At 62.9% G+C, this 16,033-nt stretch carries 19 protein-coding genes; 4 read left to right on the top strand and 15 right to left on the bottom strand.

The features are described 5' to 3' along the window. Positions 1-245: 245 nt before the first annotated feature. From A9D13_RS19385 to A9D13_RS19360, 6 genes are all read right to left on the bottom strand, one after another. Entirely contained in the window at positions 246-944 is a 699-nt protein-coding gene (locus A9D13_RS19385; RefSeq protein WP_066777884.1) for a Crp/Fnr family transcriptional regulator, read from the bottom strand. 72 nt (positions 945-1,016) lie between these two features. Beyond that, complete coding sequence (locus A9D13_RS19380) at positions 1,017-2,438, bottom strand: pyridoxal phosphate-dependent decarboxylase family protein (protein ID WP_066777769.1); 1,422 nt, start codon at positions 2,436-2,438, stop codon at positions 1,017-1,019. A 23-nt stretch (positions 2,439-2,461) separates the two neighbouring features. Further along, entirely contained in the window at positions 2,462-3,955 is a 1,494-nt protein-coding gene (locus A9D13_RS21455; protein ID WP_066777766.1) for a cysteine synthase, read from the bottom strand. A gap of 108 nt (positions 3,956-4,063) precedes the next feature. Next, positions 4,064-4,903, bottom strand: coding sequence for an S-formylglutathione hydrolase (fghA, locus tag A9D13_RS19370; protein ID WP_066777763.1), 840 nt, complete (start codon positions 4,901-4,903; stop codon positions 4,064-4,066). Positions 4,904-4,905: 2 nt separating this feature from the next. Beyond that, positions 4,906-5,289 (bottom strand): VOC family protein, encoded by a 384-nt coding sequence (locus tag A9D13_RS19365; protein ID WP_066777761.1) that lies wholly within the window; start codon positions 5,287-5,289, stop codon positions 4,906-4,908. Between the two features lie 74 nt (positions 5,290-5,363). Continuing rightward, positions 5,364-6,476: an S-(hydroxymethyl)glutathione dehydrogenase/class III alcohol dehydrogenase gene (locus A9D13_RS19360; protein ID WP_066777759.1), complete on the bottom strand. Its 1,113-nt coding sequence runs from the start codon at positions 6,474-6,476 to the stop codon at positions 5,364-5,366. Between the two features lie 121 nt (positions 6,477-6,597). On the opposite strand from A9D13_RS19360, the gene A9D13_RS19355 reads away from it, so the two are divergent. Further along, entirely contained in the window at positions 6,598-7,497 is a 900-nt protein-coding gene (locus tag A9D13_RS19355) for a LysR family transcriptional regulator (RefSeq protein ID WP_172808236.1), read from the top strand. Positions 7,498-7,501: 4 nt separating this feature from the next. Here A9D13_RS19355 and A9D13_RS20720 read toward each other — a convergent pair whose 3' ends face one another. Genes A9D13_RS20720 through A9D13_RS19325 form a run of 7 tightly spaced genes read right to left on the bottom strand, consistent with a single transcriptional unit; the run spans position 7,502 to position 11,938 of the window. Beyond that, on the bottom strand, positions 7,502-7,645 hold the full coding sequence (locus A9D13_RS20720) for a helix-turn-helix domain-containing protein (RefSeq protein WP_156522196.1): 144 nt from the start codon (positions 7,643-7,645) through the stop codon (positions 7,502-7,504). Continuing rightward, positions 7,642-8,418, bottom strand: a complete 777-nt coding sequence (locus A9D13_RS19350) for a sulfite exporter TauE/SafE family protein (RefSeq protein WP_216635520.1) — start codon at positions 8,416-8,418, stop codon at positions 7,642-7,644. Before A9D13_RS19350 ends, A9D13_RS20720 begins: the two co-directional genes overlap by 4 nt. Further along, positions 8,418-9,653 carry an NAD(P)/FAD-dependent oxidoreductase gene (locus A9D13_RS19345; RefSeq protein ID WP_066777757.1) on the bottom strand — a complete coding sequence of 412 codons (1,236 nt, stop codon included), beginning with the start codon at positions 9,651-9,653 and terminating at the stop codon, positions 8,418-8,420. The genes A9D13_RS19350 and A9D13_RS19345 overlap by 1 nt, the downstream gene beginning before the upstream one ends. Positions 9,654-9,682: 29 nt before the next feature. Then, a complete protein-coding gene (locus tag A9D13_RS19340) occupies positions 9,683-10,096 on the bottom strand; it encodes a protein tyrosine phosphatase family protein (protein ID WP_066777754.1) in 414 nt (137 codons plus the stop codon). Next, complete coding sequence (locus tag A9D13_RS19335) at positions 10,096-10,518, bottom strand: DUF6691 family protein (RefSeq protein WP_066777751.1); 423 nt, start codon at positions 10,516-10,518, stop codon at positions 10,096-10,098. The genes A9D13_RS19340 and A9D13_RS19335 overlap by 1 nt, the downstream gene beginning before the upstream one ends. Continuing rightward, positions 10,515-10,976 (bottom strand): YeeE/YedE family protein, encoded by a 462-nt coding sequence (locus A9D13_RS19330; RefSeq protein ID WP_066777744.1) that lies wholly within the window; start codon positions 10,974-10,976, stop codon positions 10,515-10,517. Before A9D13_RS19330 ends, A9D13_RS19335 begins: the two co-directional genes overlap by 4 nt. Before the next feature lie 11 nt (positions 10,977-10,987). Next, the gene (locus A9D13_RS19325) at positions 10,988-11,938 is read right to left on the bottom strand and encodes an MBL fold metallo-hydrolase (RefSeq protein ID WP_066777741.1); all 951 of its coding nucleotides are present in this window, start codon (positions 11,936-11,938) and stop codon (positions 10,988-10,990) included. Between the two features lie 75 nt (positions 11,939-12,013). On the opposite strand from A9D13_RS19325, the gene A9D13_RS19320 reads away from it, so the two are divergent. Then, positions 12,014-12,667, top strand: a complete 654-nt coding sequence (locus A9D13_RS19320; protein ID WP_066777738.1) for a peroxiredoxin — start codon at positions 12,014-12,016, stop codon at positions 12,665-12,667. Beyond that, entirely contained in the window at positions 12,664-13,011 is a 348-nt protein-coding gene (locus A9D13_RS19315; protein ID WP_066777736.1) for an ArsR/SmtB family transcription factor, read from the top strand. The genes A9D13_RS19320 and A9D13_RS19315 overlap by 4 nt, the downstream gene beginning before the upstream one ends. A 14-nt stretch (positions 13,012-13,025) precedes the next feature. Here A9D13_RS19315 and A9D13_RS19310 read toward each other — a convergent pair whose 3' ends face one another. Next, complete coding sequence (locus tag A9D13_RS19310; RefSeq protein ID WP_066777733.1) at positions 13,026-14,207, bottom strand: acetyl-CoA C-acyltransferase; 1,182 nt, start codon at positions 14,205-14,207, stop codon at positions 13,026-13,028. A gap of 135 nt (positions 14,208-14,342) precedes the next feature. Here A9D13_RS19310 and A9D13_RS19305 point away from each other — a divergent pair, with 135 nt between their 5' ends. Continuing rightward, on the top strand, positions 14,343-14,960 hold the full coding sequence (locus A9D13_RS19305; protein ID WP_066777730.1) for a TetR/AcrR family transcriptional regulator: 618 nt from the start codon (positions 14,343-14,345) through the stop codon (positions 14,958-14,960). A 38-nt stretch (positions 14,961-14,998) separates the two neighbouring features. Here the strand turns inward: A9D13_RS19305 and A9D13_RS19300 are convergent, their stop codons facing one another. Then, positions 14,999-16,006, bottom strand: a complete 1,008-nt coding sequence (locus A9D13_RS19300; protein WP_066777727.1) for a class 1 fructose-bisphosphatase — start codon at positions 16,004-16,006, stop codon at positions 14,999-15,001. Positions 16,007-16,033: the final 27 nt, after the last annotated feature.

Below are 16,033 nucleotides of genomic sequence, written 5' to 3'. Positions count from 1 at the left end.
CCCCTAAACAGCCTTCACACGGCGCGGCACGGTGCCCCGCCAGTGATGAAGGAGTAAGAAAATGCAGGAAATGATCCGTAATTCCGTGATGGCGATCTTCGCCGCCGCATGTGTTCTTTCGGGCGGCATCAATGTGATGAACGCCTCTGTGACCGAGGCCGCCTTCGAGCAGATGGCATGATGAAATACCCCGACCGGTAAGCGCAAAAAGCCCGGCGCTTACCGGTCGAATTCTATTGACCGGCCTATTCCGGATCCCCGAATTCGGCCAGTTCGCGGATATACTCAGGGTCGAGGATCACCAGCTTCCTCCCCGCCCGCGCCAGCACCCCGGCCGCTTCCCATTCGCCGATCTGGCGATTGACGTTTTCCCGGCTGAGCCCAGCAAAAGCGCCGAGGTCCGACTGGCTGAGATCCAGCCTCAGCGCCCCGTCGCCAGCCGCCTCCACCGGCATCAGCCGAACGATCACACGCGCAAGGCGCGGCCCCATCGAAAAGCTGCGATCCCCCTCAACCGTCTGGTCAAGCAGGCGGATGCGGTTCGCCATCAACCGCATCATCGCCCACATCGATTCAGGCCGGTCCATCGCCGCATGCCGGAAATCGGCGCGCGAGACGATGACCACTTCCGCTGGTTCGCTGGCAGATACGGTTGCGGTGCGCGGGCAATCGTCGAGCATGGCGATCTCTCCCAGCACGTCGCCCGGTTCCGCATAGCCCAGGATGATGTCGCGCCCATTCGCACTTGCAAGGCCAATCTTGAGATGGCCTGTCAGCAGCACGACAAGAAAATCGCCGTCATCCCCCTGCCGGATAACCTCCTCCCCCCGCTTCAAATGGCGGCGCTGGCCGCGATTGAGCAGGTCGGACAAGGCATCCGGCTCGAACGCGCGCAAAAGCGCGGTATCGTCAAGCCGGGCGATCAGATCCCAGAGTCCCTCCATCCACGGATAACCAAACACAAAGGGCGCGGAAGTCAATCGCTTCCACGCCCTTCGCCAGGTGGCAGGGTGATTTCAGGCTGCCATGCGGCTCCCGTCCGCCATGGGATCGGCTTTCGCAAAGGCGCAGGCGACGAGTGCGGCCATCGCCTCCACCTGCACATGGGTGGCTGGCTGCCCGCAAAAGGAAAAGCGAAGCACGGGCCGCCCCTGCCATTCGGCGGGCTTCACGAAATAGCGTCCGTCATCGGCCAGCGCCTGCGACACCCGCGCCACGATCGCATCCTCGTTTGCGCGATTGCGCGGGGCGATGCAGACCTGGTTCAATTGCACATCGTTCATCACCCGGATCGACGGCTCCATCGCGCAGAGCACGGCGAAGATACGGGCATTGTCGCAGCTGTCCTCGATAATGTCGGCGATACCCTTGCGGCCCAAGGCCCGCATCACCGCCCAGCTGGCGAAACCGCGCGCGCGGCGCGAAAGTTCGGGCACATAGTCGCTGGGATTGCGCCCGCCCTCGGCCTCGCGGTTCAGATAGCTGGCGCTGATCGACATGGCGCGGCGGTGCATGTCGGCATTGCGCAGGATCGCATAGCCGCAGTCATAGGGCACCTGCAGCCATTTATGACCGTCGAGTGAGCAGCTGTCCGCCAGATGCATGCCCTTTGCGAGATGCCGGCGGGTGCGGCTGGCGCGTGCCCACATGCCGAAAGCGCCATCGACATGCAGCCATGCGCCGCGGGCCTGCGCGGTGGCGGCAATGGCGGTGATGTCGTCGAACGCGCCCGAATTGATGTGCCCCGCCTGCGCGATGACGATGGCTGGGCCGGAACGGCGCGCCATGGCACGGGCCAAGGCGCCCGGCATCATGCGCCCTTCCCCGTCAGCCTCCACCGTCACCAGACGGCGGCGACCGAAACCCAGCAGGCGCAGTGCGTGGAAGATCGTCGAATGCGCTTCGGCCCCCAGAAACACGGTGACTTCGGGTGCGCCGAACAACCCGTCCTGCTCCAGATCCCAGCCCGCGCGTTCCAGCATGGCGATGCGCGCGGCGGTCAGGCCGATGAAGCTCGCCATCGTCGCGCCGGTCGCAAAGCCGACCGAGCTTTCGCGCGGCATGTCGAGGAGGTCGAGCAGCCATCCGGCCGCCGCTTCCTCCACCACGGCGGCAGCGGGCGCGGATTGGTAGAGCACCGCATTCTGCCCCCATGCCGCCGTCAGCATCTCTGCCGCGACCCCGGCGGGATGCGACCCACCGATGACCCAGCCGTGGAAGGCCGGGCTGGTGGTGCCAGCGAACCCCGGTTCCGCCGCATCGGCGAGTTCGGCGATGACTTCGCTGGCTAGCCGTCCCTCTTCGCCCAGAGGACGACAGAGTGCGGCGCGAAGTTCCGACAGGCTGGCCGTCGGCAGCGGCGAGCGTTTCGCCACCTGCTGCCGATAGCGTGCGGCGCGGCTGGCAGCATTGGCCAGAAGGGCGGCGAGATCGCTCATCGTTCTTCTCCTTGTCCTTTGCCTCAGGCCCGTGCCTGCATCCACTTGGGCAGGTATGCGGCGGGGTCGAAATTGTCGTTGTGGCCCAGCACATGGCCGCGCGTCGCCAAAGCGGCCTGCAGCGACCCGTCGGCATAGGCGGCGAAAAGTTCGCTGCAGCCGCCGATCAGCCGTTCGCCTACGAAAATCTGCGGCACGAAGGGCACCTTGCAGCGCGCGAACAGGGCCTGGCGCAATTCGGCCATGGCGGCCTTGTCCGCATCGGCGGCGTCGAGATTGACGGTGCGATAGGGTACGCCGCAATCATCGAGCATCGCGCGCGCCGACCAGCAGAATTCGCACCATTCGAAACCGAACATGGTCACCGGCTCTTCGGTGCCGAGCAGGATGCGGGCGAGTTCACGCGCGCCGGGATGATCGGCGGCCACGATGGGCGCCTTGATCGGGGCAGCCGGAGCCGAAGCGCCGAACTGCGCCATCGGCGTGCTGGTCGAGATGGCGAGTTCGTCCTCGTCCATCCCGGCCTCGATCCCGTCGAACAGCACGGTCGACATATAGCGTTCGCCCGTATCGGGCAGCATGGCAAGGATACGCGAACCGGCAGGCGCGTTCTCGGCAACCTTCAGCGCGGCGGCGAAGGTCGCGCCGCTTGTTATGCCGCAAAAGATGCCTTCCTTGCGCGCCAGATCACGCGAACAGGTCAGTGCGTCTGCGCCTTCCACGCCGATGACGCGGTCGATCATGCCGGCCTGCAAGACATCATGCGCCATCTTCGGCGTGAAGTCGGGCGACCAGCCCTGCATCGGGTGCGGGCGGGCAGAAGGGTGGCTAGCGGCAGGCCGGCCATCGACATCATATTGCTGCAGTATGCCCGACCCCATCAGCGGCGAATTTTCAGGCTCTGCCGCGATGATCTGCGTATCGGGGCATTCGGCGCGCAGCACGCGGGCAATGCCCTTCAGCGTGCCGCCGGTGCCGAAACCGGTGACGAAGTAATCGGGGCCCCGGCCATCGAAATCGGCGATGATCTCACGCGCGGTGGTGCGCGAATGCATGTCGGGGTTCGCCTCGTTCTCGAACTGGCGGGCGAGGAACCAGCCATGCTTGTCGGCCAGTTCCTGCGCCTTGGCGATCATGCCCGAACCCTTAACGCCAGCGGGCGTCAGCACGACCTTCGCGCCCAGAAAGCGCATCAGGCGGCGACGTTCGACCGAGAAGCTCTCGGCCATCACGATGACAAGCGGATAGCCTTTCTGCGCGCAGACCATGGCAAGGCCGATACCGGTATTGCCGCTGGTCGCCTCGATCACGGTCTGTCCGGGCTGCAGCGAACCGTCGCGTTCGGCCGCCTCGATCACGCCAAGAGCAAGGCGATCCTTGACCGAGGCCATGGGATTGGCGCTCTCGATCTTGACGTAGAGTTCAACCCCGCGCGCACGCACCTTGGGGCCGAGATTGTTGATACGCACGGCAGGCGTGTTGCCGATGGTGTCGAGAATGGAATTATAGCGGGTCATGGCAGTTTCCTTGTGTGGAGTGTCTGCCAATGCTTTTGCCCGCCCCCGCGATACCGCGCTGTGATGCACAGCACAGTATCGCGATTACTGTTCAGATCATGCCTGCGTTCAGCCCTTCATCCGCTCCGCATGCCAATCGACATGTTCGGCCATGAAGGTCGAGATGAAGTAGTATGAGTGATCATACCCCTCTTGCATCCGGATCCGGGCGGGTATGCCTGCGGCATCGACGGCCTTCTGCAAGAGATGCGTTTTCAGCTGCTCCTCGAGGAATCCATCCGCCGTGCCCTGATCGACCAGCAGGTCCGGCAGGCGCGCGCCATCTTCGATCAGCGCACAGGCGTCATATTCACGCCATGCCGCCTTGTCCGCGCCGATATAGCCTGTCAGCGCCTTTTCACCCCATGGGCATTCAAGCGGCGCGACGATCGGCGCGAATGCGCTTGTCGATCTGTATCGCCCCGGATTGCGCAGCGATATGGTCAGCGCGCCATGGCCGCCCATGGAATGGCCCATGATCCCCTGCCGCGCCATGTCGGCGGGGAAGTTCTGCTGGATCAGAGCGGGTAGCTCCTCCTCGACATAGCGGCGCATCTGGAAATGCTGCGCCCAGGGCTCTTCGGTCGCGTTGACGTAAAAACCCGCGCCCTTGCCGAAATCATAGGCATCGTCATCGGGAACCTCATCGCCGCGCGGCGATGTGTCTGGCGCGACGAAGATGATGCCGTGCTTTGCGCAGGCGGCGCGGTATTCACCCTTTTCGGTGACATTCGCGTGGGTGCAGGTCAGTCCCGACAAATAGGTCAGGACCGGCAGATAGGCACCTTCGGCATGGTCGGGCACGAAGACCGAAAATGTCATCTCCGTCCCGGTGGCGACGGAGCGGTGCTTGTACACGCCCTGCACGCCGCCGTGGGTCTTGTTCGTCGAAACTGTTTCAAGCGTCATATTCATCCCATGACTTTAAGGGCACACAGCTTATTGCCGTCAGGATCGCGGACATAGGCCAGGAACAGATCGCCCACCATCTTGGTGCGAACGCTGGGCGGTTCCTCGATACCGGTGCCGCCATTGGCGCAGGCGGTCTCGTACCATTTGTGGCCCATGGCCTCGTCCTCGACGGTAAAGCCGATGGTCATGCCATTGCCTGCCGTCGCAGCCTCGCCGTCAAGCGGTTCGCCAACGATCAGCAATGTGCCGTTGTGGCTCCAGAAATAGCGATTGCGTTCGGCGTCATAGGTCCCCGGCCCGGCGCCCAGCACGCCCATGATGGCATCGTAAAAGCGGCGGGATTTCTCGACATCATTGGCGCCGAGATGGACGTGGCTGAACATAAATCGCTCTCCTGTAATGGTTTTTGCAGCCGGAGGAGCCTAGGCGTTCTTCCGGCTGCAATGCCAGCGGTACTTTAGAACACCACGACGGAGCGGATCGACTTGCCTTCATGCATCAGGTCGAAGGCGGTGTTGATCTCCTCCAACCCCATGACGTGGGTGATCATGGGATCGATCTCGATCTTGCCGGTCATGTACATGTCGACGATCTTCGGAACGTCGGTGCGCCCCTTGGCCCCGCCAAATGCGGTGCCGCGCCAGTTGCGGCCCGTCACCAGCTGGAACGGACGCGTCTCGATCGTCTTGCCCGCTTCGGCCACGCCGATGATGATGCTCGTGCCCCAGCCCTTGTGGCACGCCTCCAGCGCGGTGCGCATGACTTCGGTATTGCCGGTCGCGTCAAAGGTGTAATCCGCGCCGCCATCGGTCATCCGCACGATATTGGCGATCGTGTCCTCGCGGCTCATCCCCTTCGTGTTGAGGAAGTCGGTCATGCCGAACTTGCGGCCCCATTCCTCGCGGTCAGGGTTGATATCTACGCCGATGATCTTGTTCGCGCCGGCCAGACGCGCGCCCTGAATGACGTTGAGGCCGATGCCGCCAAGGCCAAAGATCACGACATTGTCGCCAACCTGCACCTTCGCGGTATTGGTCACCGCGCCAACGCCCGTCGTCACGCCGCAGCCGATATAGCAGCTGGTCTTGAACGGCGCGTCCTTGCGGATCTTCGCAACGGCGATTTCGGGCAGCACGGTAAAGTTCGAAAAGGTCGAGCATCCCATGTAATGGAAGATCGTCTCGCCCTTATAGCTGAAGCGGCTGGTTCCATCGGGCATCAATCCCTTGCCCTGCGTTTCGCGGATGGCGCTGCACAGGTTGGTCTTGCCCGACAGGCACATCTTACACTGGCGGCATTCGGGGGTGTAGAGCGGGATGACATGATCATCGGGCTTCACGCTGGTGACGCCCGGCCCGACCTCGCGCACGATGCCAGCACCTTCATGGCCAAGGATGCTGGGGAAGATGCCTTCGCTGTCGAAACCGTCCAGCGTGTAGGCGTCGGTATGGCAGATGCCCGTCGCCATGATCTCGACCAGGACCTCGCCCTCCTTGGGCCCTTCCAGATCGACTTCCACGATTTCGAGAGGCTTTTTCGCTTCGAAAGCGACGGCTGCGCGGGTCTTCATGACGAATCCTTTATTTCGGTGATCGAATTGAAACGGACACTAGCGTCATGGCCGGATGGTGATAAACCGGCAATTGAGCAAAGCATTATCACCATGACGCAATAATCAGCGGGCATCGCCAATGATCAACGGATGGGACGGGATTGAGGAATTCGTGGCTGTCGCCCGCGCGGGCAGCTTTACTGCCGGGGCAACGGCCTTTGGCGCATCGGTCACCCATATGAGCCGCGCCGTCGCCCGCCTTGAAGCGCGGCTCGACACGCAGTTGTTCGCGCGCACGACCAGGTCGCTGCACATTACCGATGCGGGCCATGCGTTCTTCGATCACTGCCAGCGGCTTGTGGAAGAGCGCGAGGAGGCGATCGCAGCGGTCAGCAGACAGGACCAGCCGCGCGGCACCTTGCGCCTCACCTGCTCATACGCGCTGGGAGAGAAATTCGTCGCGCCGCTGCTGCTCGATTTTGCGCGGGATTTTCCGGCGCTGTCGGTACGGCTCGATCTCGACAATGATGTCGTCGATATCGTCAGCGGCGGCTATGACCTTGCCCTGCGTACCGGCCATCTGGAGGATTCGCGCCTGATCGCGACACGGGTGGCGCAGCGTCAGCTCGTCACCGTGGCATCGCGCCATTACCTGTCCGCCCATGGCACGCCGCAGCAGGTTTCGGATCTGGCCAGCCATCATTGCCTTGTCGGATCGTCGCGACAATGGCGCTTTCGGCGCGAGGAAGTATTCCGCCCCGAAAGCCGCTGGCACTGCAATTCGGGCAATGCCCTGCTGGAGGCATGCGTTGCAGGTATGGGGATCTGCCAGCTTCCCGCATTCTATGTCGGCGACCACTTGGCGGCAGGGCGATTGAAAATCATCCTCGCCGATGAAACGCCCGATGACGAACCGATCTGGGCGGTCTATCCGACACGCCGCCACCTTTCGTCGAAGGTGTCGCGTTTCCTCGACCTGCTGCGCGAACGGCTGCAACCTGCGCTGGACGCGGCAAGCCCTGTCAAAACCTCGCACTGACGGTTCAGGCGGCTCTCGCCTTGCGCCAGCGATAGAACGTCTTTTCCGAAATGCCGATCTCGCGGCAGCTTTCGCACACCCCTCTACCCGATGCGATCAGTGCCTCGATCCGGCGGCAGCGCGCATCCTTGTCGGGGATCACGCTCACATCGCGTTCCAGCTTTTCCAGAGCATGTAGATCGCGACGACGAAGATCAGCACCGCGAACACTGCCTTCAATTGTCCGCCCCCCGAAAGCTTTTTCGCCAGCAGGGTGCCACCGAACCCGCCGACGACGCCGCCTGCGATGAAGGTCGCGGCCAGCACCCAGTCGACAAGACCGGAAAACGCATAGTTCGCTGCCGTGGTCAGACCGAACGCCGTGACCGCGACAAGGCTGGTCCCCACCGCGTTGATCATCACCATGTCGGTCGATGCGATCAGACCCGGCACGATCAGGAAGCCGCCGCCGATACCGAAGAACCCGCTAAACACGCCAGTGCCAAGCCCATAGCCCAGCACCTTTGGCGCGTTTCGGCGATTGCAGCGTGCGCCGGGCGTGCCCATGTTGCCGCGCCCGCGCAGCATCAGCGCGCCGACCACCAGCATGAGCAAGGCGAACAGGAAAAGCAGCTTCTGCCCGTCAAAATTCTTGCCCAGTGTCGAACCGCCGAACGCGCCGATGATGCCGGCTGCCGCATACATCAAACCGCAGCGCCAGCGCACGTTGTGATCGCGCGCATGCTGCAGCAATCCGGTTGCAGCATTTGCGGCCACGGCCAGCGCGCTTGTGCCGATCGCGACATGCGGGCTTTTCACGCCCACCAGATAAACCATCAGCGGCACGGCAAGGATCGACCCCCCGCCGCCAACGAGCCCCAGCGAAAAGCCGACCAGCCCGCCAGAAGCCGCGCCCAGCGCCATGTGAAGCGGATCGAGCATCAGGCCGCGTCCTTGACCCCGTGGTTCATCTGCGGCTTCACCAGCCACTCATGCCCCTTGAGCATGCCGTTCCAATAGATCCACGGCAGCGCCTCGCTCTTCAAAAGCCACGAAAGCTTACGCGGCCGCGTTCCGTCGATCACCCATTTCGGGAAGCTGGGCAGCAGCTTGCCGCCATAGCCGAATTCGGCCAGCACGATCTTGCCGCGCTCAACCGTCAGCGGGCATGAGCCATAGCCGTCGTAGTCCGACACCGGCTCCTTCCCATCCAGCACCGCAAGCGCGTTGACCGCAACGATCGGCGCCTGCTTGCGCGCGGCAGCGGCGGTCTTTGCATTGGGCATGCCGCCCGCATCGCCAAGGCTGAAAATATCGGGAAAACGCACATGCTGCATGGTGAACTGGTCGACATCGACAAAGCCGGTTTCACCCGCCAGCGGGCTGTTCGCCACGAAATCGGGGGCGACCTGCGGCGGCACCGCGTGCAGCATGTCGAAATCGCGCGTGACCTCGCCCTCGGCCGTCTTGAAGGTTGCTTTTTGTGCCGGACCATCCACGGCTACCAGCGTTGAGCCGAGATTGAGGTCGATGCCGTAACGTTCGATATATTCCATCAGCGCCGGGATATAGGCATCGACGCCGAACAATACGCCGCCCGCATTGTGGAACTGGACATCGATGTTCTTCAGCGCACCCGAACCCAGCCATTCGTCGCACGACAGGTACATCGCCTTTTGCGGCGCGCCTGCGCATTTGATCGGCATCGGCGGCTGGGTGAACAGCGCCACGCCTTCCTTTAACGCCTGTACCGTCTGCCAGGTATAGGGCGCGAGATCGTAGCGATAGTTCGAGGTAACGCCATTGGTGCCCAGCGCATCGGCCAGGCCGTCGATCTTTTCCCACGCAAGGCGGATGCCGGGGGCGACGATCAGGATCTTGTATGAAAGCGTCGATCCATCGCGCAGCGTGACCTGCTTCTGCTCCGGTTGGAAACTCTCACACGCGTCCTTCACCCATGTCACGGTGGAAGGCATGACGCTTTCCATCGAGCGGCAGGTCACGGGCGCATCGAACACGCCGCCGCCGACCATGGTCCAGCCCGGCTGATAATAATGCACGCCCGAAGGTTCGACGATGGCGATGTCGAGCGACGGCCTGCGCTTCAGCATCGATGATGCCGTGGCGATGCCGGCGGAACCGCCGCCGATGATGACGATGTCATGCGCTTTGGCCATAGTGTCTCTCCGTTCTCGTTCTCGGGCTTTTACCCGGCCAGGCTTTCGGCCAGCCCCTGCAGATCATATCCGGCACCAGCGGCGCGGCTCAGCCTGTCTTCGACGCTGCGATCATCGGGATTTGCCAGCGTTTCGAGCGTGATCGAACGCGTGCCGGTGCGGCAGAACGCCAGCACGGGCCCGCTCGCCTTTTGGCGGACTTCGCGAAATGCGCTCACCGCATTATCGGGAAACTCACCCCCGCTGACCGGGATGAAATAAAAGGCGAGGCCTGCCGCGGTTGCCGCCTCCGCGATGTCGGCGACGGGCGGCTGCCCCGGTTCCTCGCCATCCGGGCGGTTGCAGATGATGGTGGTGAAACCCTCATCGGCAAGCCGCGTCATGTCGCCCGCCTGCAATTGCGGGGCGACCGCGAAATGTGCATCGACGCGGCGGATTTCCATCAGCCTTCTCCTTTAAGCAGGTGGACCAGCCCCATCCCCGCGATCATCGAAGCGACGAAAATCAGCGCCGACACCGGCTCAATCACCAGCGCCGCGATACCCGGACCCGGACACAGTCCCGCAACGCCCCAGCCGATGCCGAACAGCGCCGATCCGAACACCAGAGGCGTCGTCAGGTCCTTGCGGGTGGGGATGTAGAACTTGTCCTCGAACAAGGGCGCGATCATCCTTGGCTGGAAACGCCACGCAATGGCCATCACCAGCACCGCCCCGCCCATCACGAAAGCAAGGGTCGGGTCCCAGTCACCAAACAGGTCGAGAAAGCCGCGCACGCGGGCCGGATTGGTCATTCCCCCCAGCGCGAGACCGGAACCGAACAATGTGCCTGCGACCAGCGAGGTCGCTACCTTGCGCATGGTCATGACAGCACCTCCAGCCCAAGGGCATTCATGATGGCGACCGTGGCGATACCGGCGACCATGAACGTGCCGGTCGCGACCAGCGAACGCGTCGACAGGCGCGAAACGCCGCACACGCCGTGCCCGCTGGTGCAGCCCGAACCCAGCCGCGTACCGATGCCGACCAGAAGACCAGCGATGATCAGCGGAATGGGCCCGGCGAAATTGGCCGGCAGGCCGCCCTGCGCCATGGCAATGATTGCCGCGCCGACAGGCAGGCCAACCAGAAAGGCGACGGCCGCCGCCCGGTCGATCCCGCCGCCAAGGCCGACGACGCGGGCGGTGATGCCCGAAATGCCCGCGATACGGCCCAGACCGAGCAGCATAAGCGCCGCGGCAAGGCCGATCAGGATACCGCCAGCCAGACCGGCGCCGGGGGCGGCGTCGGGGAAGCCAGGCAGGGAAAGTGCGATGGGAGTCATGAATCCGATACTCAAAGTGCGTTCACGGGGATCTTGATGTAGCTGACGCCATTGGCTTCAGGTTCGGGCAGTCGGCCACCGCGGATGTTGACCTGAACGCTGGGCATGATCAGCTTCGGCATGGCCAGAGTGCTGTCGCGGCTGGTGCGCATTTCGACGAATTCGTCTTCGGTGATCTTGTCGTTCACATGGACGTTTTCGTTGCGCTGCTGGCCGACGGTGGTCTCCCACGCATAGTCGTCGCGGCCCGGCGCCTTGTAATCATGGCACAGGAACAGGCGCGTCGCGGCCGGCAGCGACAGCAGGCGACGGATCGAGCGAAAGAGCTGGCGCGCATCGCCGCCGGGGAAATCGGCACGCGCGGTGCCGAAATCTGGCATGAAGATCGTATCGCCGACGAATGCGGCATCGCCGATCAGGAAAGCCATGTCGGCGGGCGTATGACCCGGCACATGCAGGGCAATGCCCTCGATCGTGCCGATCCTGAAGGTTTCGCCATCGGTGAAAAGGTGGTCGAATTGCGAACCGTCACGCTCGAAATCGGTGCCCGCATTAAAGAGTTTGCCGAACACTTCCTGCACGCGGACGATATCCTTGCCGATGGCCAGCTTACCGCCCAGCTTTTCCTGCAGATAGGGAGCCGCCGAAATATGATCGGCATGTGCGTGCGTCTCGATCAGCCAGGTGACGGTCAGATCGTTCACTTTCACATATTCGATTATACGATCGGCAGAACCGTTTGAAGTCCGCCCCGAAGCGGCCTCATAGTCGAGGACCGAATCGATGATCGCGGCCTCCTTCGTCGCGGGATCGTGCACGACATAGCTGACCGTATAGGTCGCTTCGTCGAAAAAGCCTGCAATCGAGGGGCGCAGCTCCTTGTTCGCGCTGGCGCGCTCAACCTGCACCGAGGCAGCGGCCAGGGCGGCATCATTGGCGATGGTGGCGTCGGTGTCAGCCATTGAAACCTCCGAATTTCACTTTCATAAATTGTGTATATGTATTGCTTTTAATTTGTCAAGTGCTATGAGGGCTGCATGACCACGAACGATCAACCTCCCCCGCCCTGCGCGGGCTTGCGCATCGGCGATGCGGTACCCAATTTCACGGCGCGCAGCACGACCGGCGACGTCGACCTGTCCGATTACCGCGGACGCTGGCTAATGCTGTTTTCGCACCCGGCCGATTTCACGCCCGTCTGCACCACCGAATTCGTCGAACTGGCCAAGGTCGCGCATGAGTTCGAAGCACGCGATTGCGCGATGATGGCACTATCGGTCGACAGCCTGTTTTCGCATTTCGCCTGGCTACGCATGATCCGCGAGCGTTTCGGCGTGGAGGTTCGGTTTCCGATCGTCGAGGATCCGACGCTGGTGATCGGCCGCGCCTATGGCATGGTCGCGCCCGGCGACAATGACAGCGCGACCGTGCGCACGACCTTCTTCATAGATCCCGATGGCATCATCCGCGCCATGACCTGCTATCCGGCCAGCATCGGCCGTTCGGTGGGAGAGATGCTGCGCATTCTCGATGCGCTGCAGGCGGTGGACAGCGGCCCATTGCTCGCCCCTGCGAACTGGCAGCCGGGCGAAAAGCTTTTGAAACAGCCCAGCGTCGATCTCGACAGCGTGTATGCGGCCAAAAGCGCAAGCGACTGGTTCCTTGAGGAAGCCCCGGGAGCCAGCAAGTGAGCGAGAACGACAATATCGAGGCGTTGAAGGCCATAGCCCATCCCGTCCGCCTGCGGCTGCTGCACGCACTCAAGGATGGTGAGCGCAATGTCGGAGACATCGAGGCGGCAAGCGGCGTTGGCCAGCCGGCGCTTTCCCAGCAGCTGGCCGTGCTGCGCAAGGCCGAGCTGGTGGAAACGCGCAAGGAAGCGAAAATGGTCTATTATTCGCTGGCGCGCGAGGCGCTGGGCGAACTGGCCGAGATGCTGACCGCGCTGGCGGGAACGCAGGCCGAAGCGCCCGCCCCTGCCGCAGCTGTCCGCACGCCTACGCCTGGCGTTGCGACCTTCGCGCGCCTGAGTTGATCACCAGCGGGTGATCAGATTCTCTCCAGCGCGATGGCGGTAGCCTCGCCGCCACCGATGCAAATACTCGCTACGCCGCGCTTGAGCTCGCGGTTCTCCAGCGCACCGAGCAAAGTCGCCATGATCCGCGCGCCCGATGCACCGATCGGGTGACCCAAAGCGCAGGCGCCGCCGTTCACGTTCAGCTTTTCACGCGGGATACCTAGCTCGCGCTCTGCTATCAGGGCGACGACGGCGAATGCCTCGTTGACCTCGAACAGATCGACATCGTCGATGGTCCAGCCAATCCGCTCCATCAGCCTGCGCGTCGCGTGGACAGGTGCGCTGGTGAATTCGCCCGGTGCGTGGGCAAAGGCGGAATGACCCACGATGCGAGCGACAGGCTTCATACCCAATGCTTCGGCGGTGCTGGCGCGGCACATTACCAGCGCCGCCGCGCCATCGCTGATCGAAGAGCTATTGGCCGCGGTCACGGTGCCGTCCTTGGCAAAGGCCGGGCGAAGGGTCGGGATCTTGTCGGGATTGGCCTTGGCGGGCTGCTCGTCCTCGGCGATGGTGGCGCTGCCCTTCCGGCCCTTTACCTCCACCGGCGTAATCTCGCGATCGAACGCGCCGCTTTCGGTGGCCTGCCGTGCCAGGGTCAGCGATCGGATCGCATATTCATCCTGAACCTCACGGGTGAACTGGTATTTCTGGGCTGCGCGCTCAGCAAAGACGCCCATCAGCGTACCTTCCTCATAGGCATCCTCCAGCCCGTCGAGGAACATCGAATCCTTGACCACGTCATGGCCCAGCCGCGCCCCGCTGCGATGCTTTTTCAGCAAATACGGCGCACTCGTCATGCTCTCCATCCCGCCGGCGACGATGACATCGGCGCTGCCGCCGACCAGCGCGTCATGCGCCATGATCGCGGCTTGCATGCCCGATCCGCACATCTTGTTGACGGTGGTGGCGGGTACATGTTCGCCCAGCCCGCCAAGGATCGCCGCCTGCCGCGCCGGGGCCTGCCCCAGCCCTGCAGGAAGGACGCAGCCCATCACGATCTGATCGACCTTGTCGCCTGAAATTCCGGCACGCTCCACCGCAGCCCTGACCGCGGCGGCACCAAGATCGGTCGATTTGGTGTTCGCGAAAACCCCCTGCAGGCCGCCCATCGGCGTGCGGGCATAGGAAGCGATGACGATGGGGTCGGCCATGGGAGTATCCTCTGGAAATGAACTGCCTGCATTTGAACAGGGGGCTTGTTGTTTTACTGGTGAGTATATAGCATTCCAACGGGTATCACCGCAACGGGGCTTCACCCCGATGATGCCTAGAGAGGATTTTGGCGCGTGAGTGCATCACCATCCCCATTCCGCAGCGCCAAGCAGCGCGAGGCGGACCGGCAAGCCAAGAAGCAGGCTTTGCTGGAGGCTGCGGTGCGCATGTTCAACACCCGCGGCTACCACGCCACCTCACTCGACGACGTCGCCGCTTCGCTCGGCGTTTCGAAGCCGACCATATACCATTATCTCGGCAATAAGGAGAACGTGCTGAGCGAGTGCCTGCGCATCGGGCTAAAGCAATTGCTTCAAGCTGCATCGGATGCGCGCGCGACCAGCGGCAATGCGGCGCAGCGATTGCACCGTTTTCTTGTCGGCTATGCCAAGGTGAATCTCAGCGAATTCGGGCGCTGCGTCATCCGCACCCCGGATGAAGCGCTGGGAGCGGAAAATCTCGAAAGCCTGCTCACGCTCAAACGCCGGGTCCATGCGGCAATGTGCGATTTTCTGAAAGAAGGAATGAGCGACGGATCGATCGCCCCGTGCGACGCGAACCTGATGGCATTCACGCTGGCAGGCGCCCTTAACTGGCCCGCGCGCTGGTACGATCCGGATGCGGGGCACGACCCTTACAAGACAGTCGACGCCATGGTCGAAAACCTGGCCACGGGATTTTTGCCGCGCTGATCGAGGCGGGAGCGCCAAGGCCCTCCCGCCCCGTAAAATCAGGCGTCGGCCAGCTGGCCCGAAACGATCGCCACCTCTTGCGGATCGCCCAGCACCACGCCGATACGCTGGTGCAGGCCGACAGGCTCTGCATCGAGGATGCGGTTGGCCCCATCGGTCGCCGCGCCGCCAGCCTGTTCGATCAGCATGCTCATCGGGTTCGCTTCATATAGCAGGCGCAGCTTCGCCTTACCGTTGCGGTGATCTTCGGGGTAAAGGAACACGCCGCCACGCTTAAGGATGCGATGCACGTCGGCCACCATGGATGCGGTCCAGCGCATGTTGTAATCGACGCCCAAAGGCCCCTCTGCGCCAAGGATGCGCTCTTCCACATATTGGCTGATCGCAGGCGACCACTGGCGACGGCGCGCCATGTTGATCGCAAATTCGCGGCGGCCGGTCGGGATCTTCAATGGCCCGTCGGTCATACGCCACGAACCGATTTCGGCATCCAGCGTGAATTCATAGACGCCCGTGCCCACGGTCAGCACCATCAGCGTCTGCGGGCCATAGATCGCATAGCCCGCCGCCACCTGGCAGTGACCGGGCTGGAGGAAATCACCTTCCTCCACATCGCGGCCAGACGTGTGCTCCGGCGCGCGCAGGATCGAGAAAATAGTGCCGACGGAAAGATCGACATCGACATTGCTCGACCCGTCGATGGGATCGAACAGCAACAGATATTCGCCCTTGGGATAGCGGTTCGGGATCGGGTGGATCGCCTCCATCTCTTCAGACGCCATGCCGGCAAGATGGCCGCCCCACTCATTCGCGTCGAGCAGCAGGTCATTGGCGATCACGTCCAGCTTCTTCTGCACCTCGCCCTGCACGTTTTCGCTGTCGAGGCTGCCCAGCACATCCCCCAAAGCGCCCTTTGAAATGGCGTGATTGATCACCTTGCAGGCGCGGGCAATGGTTTCGATCAAGAGGCGCAGTTCGGCCGGACAGGTCGAATCCGGCATGCGCTGCTGATCGATGAGAAAACGGCTGAGAGTGGGTTTGGACATAGGCAATGCTCTCTGACAGGCTGTCAT

The organism is Croceicoccus mobilis, from assembly GCF_001661965.1.
Classification (GTDB): domain Bacteria; phylum Pseudomonadota; class Alphaproteobacteria; order Sphingomonadales; family Sphingomonadaceae; genus Croceicoccus; species Croceicoccus mobilis.
This window is presented reverse-complemented; position numbering and strand designations above follow the sequence as displayed.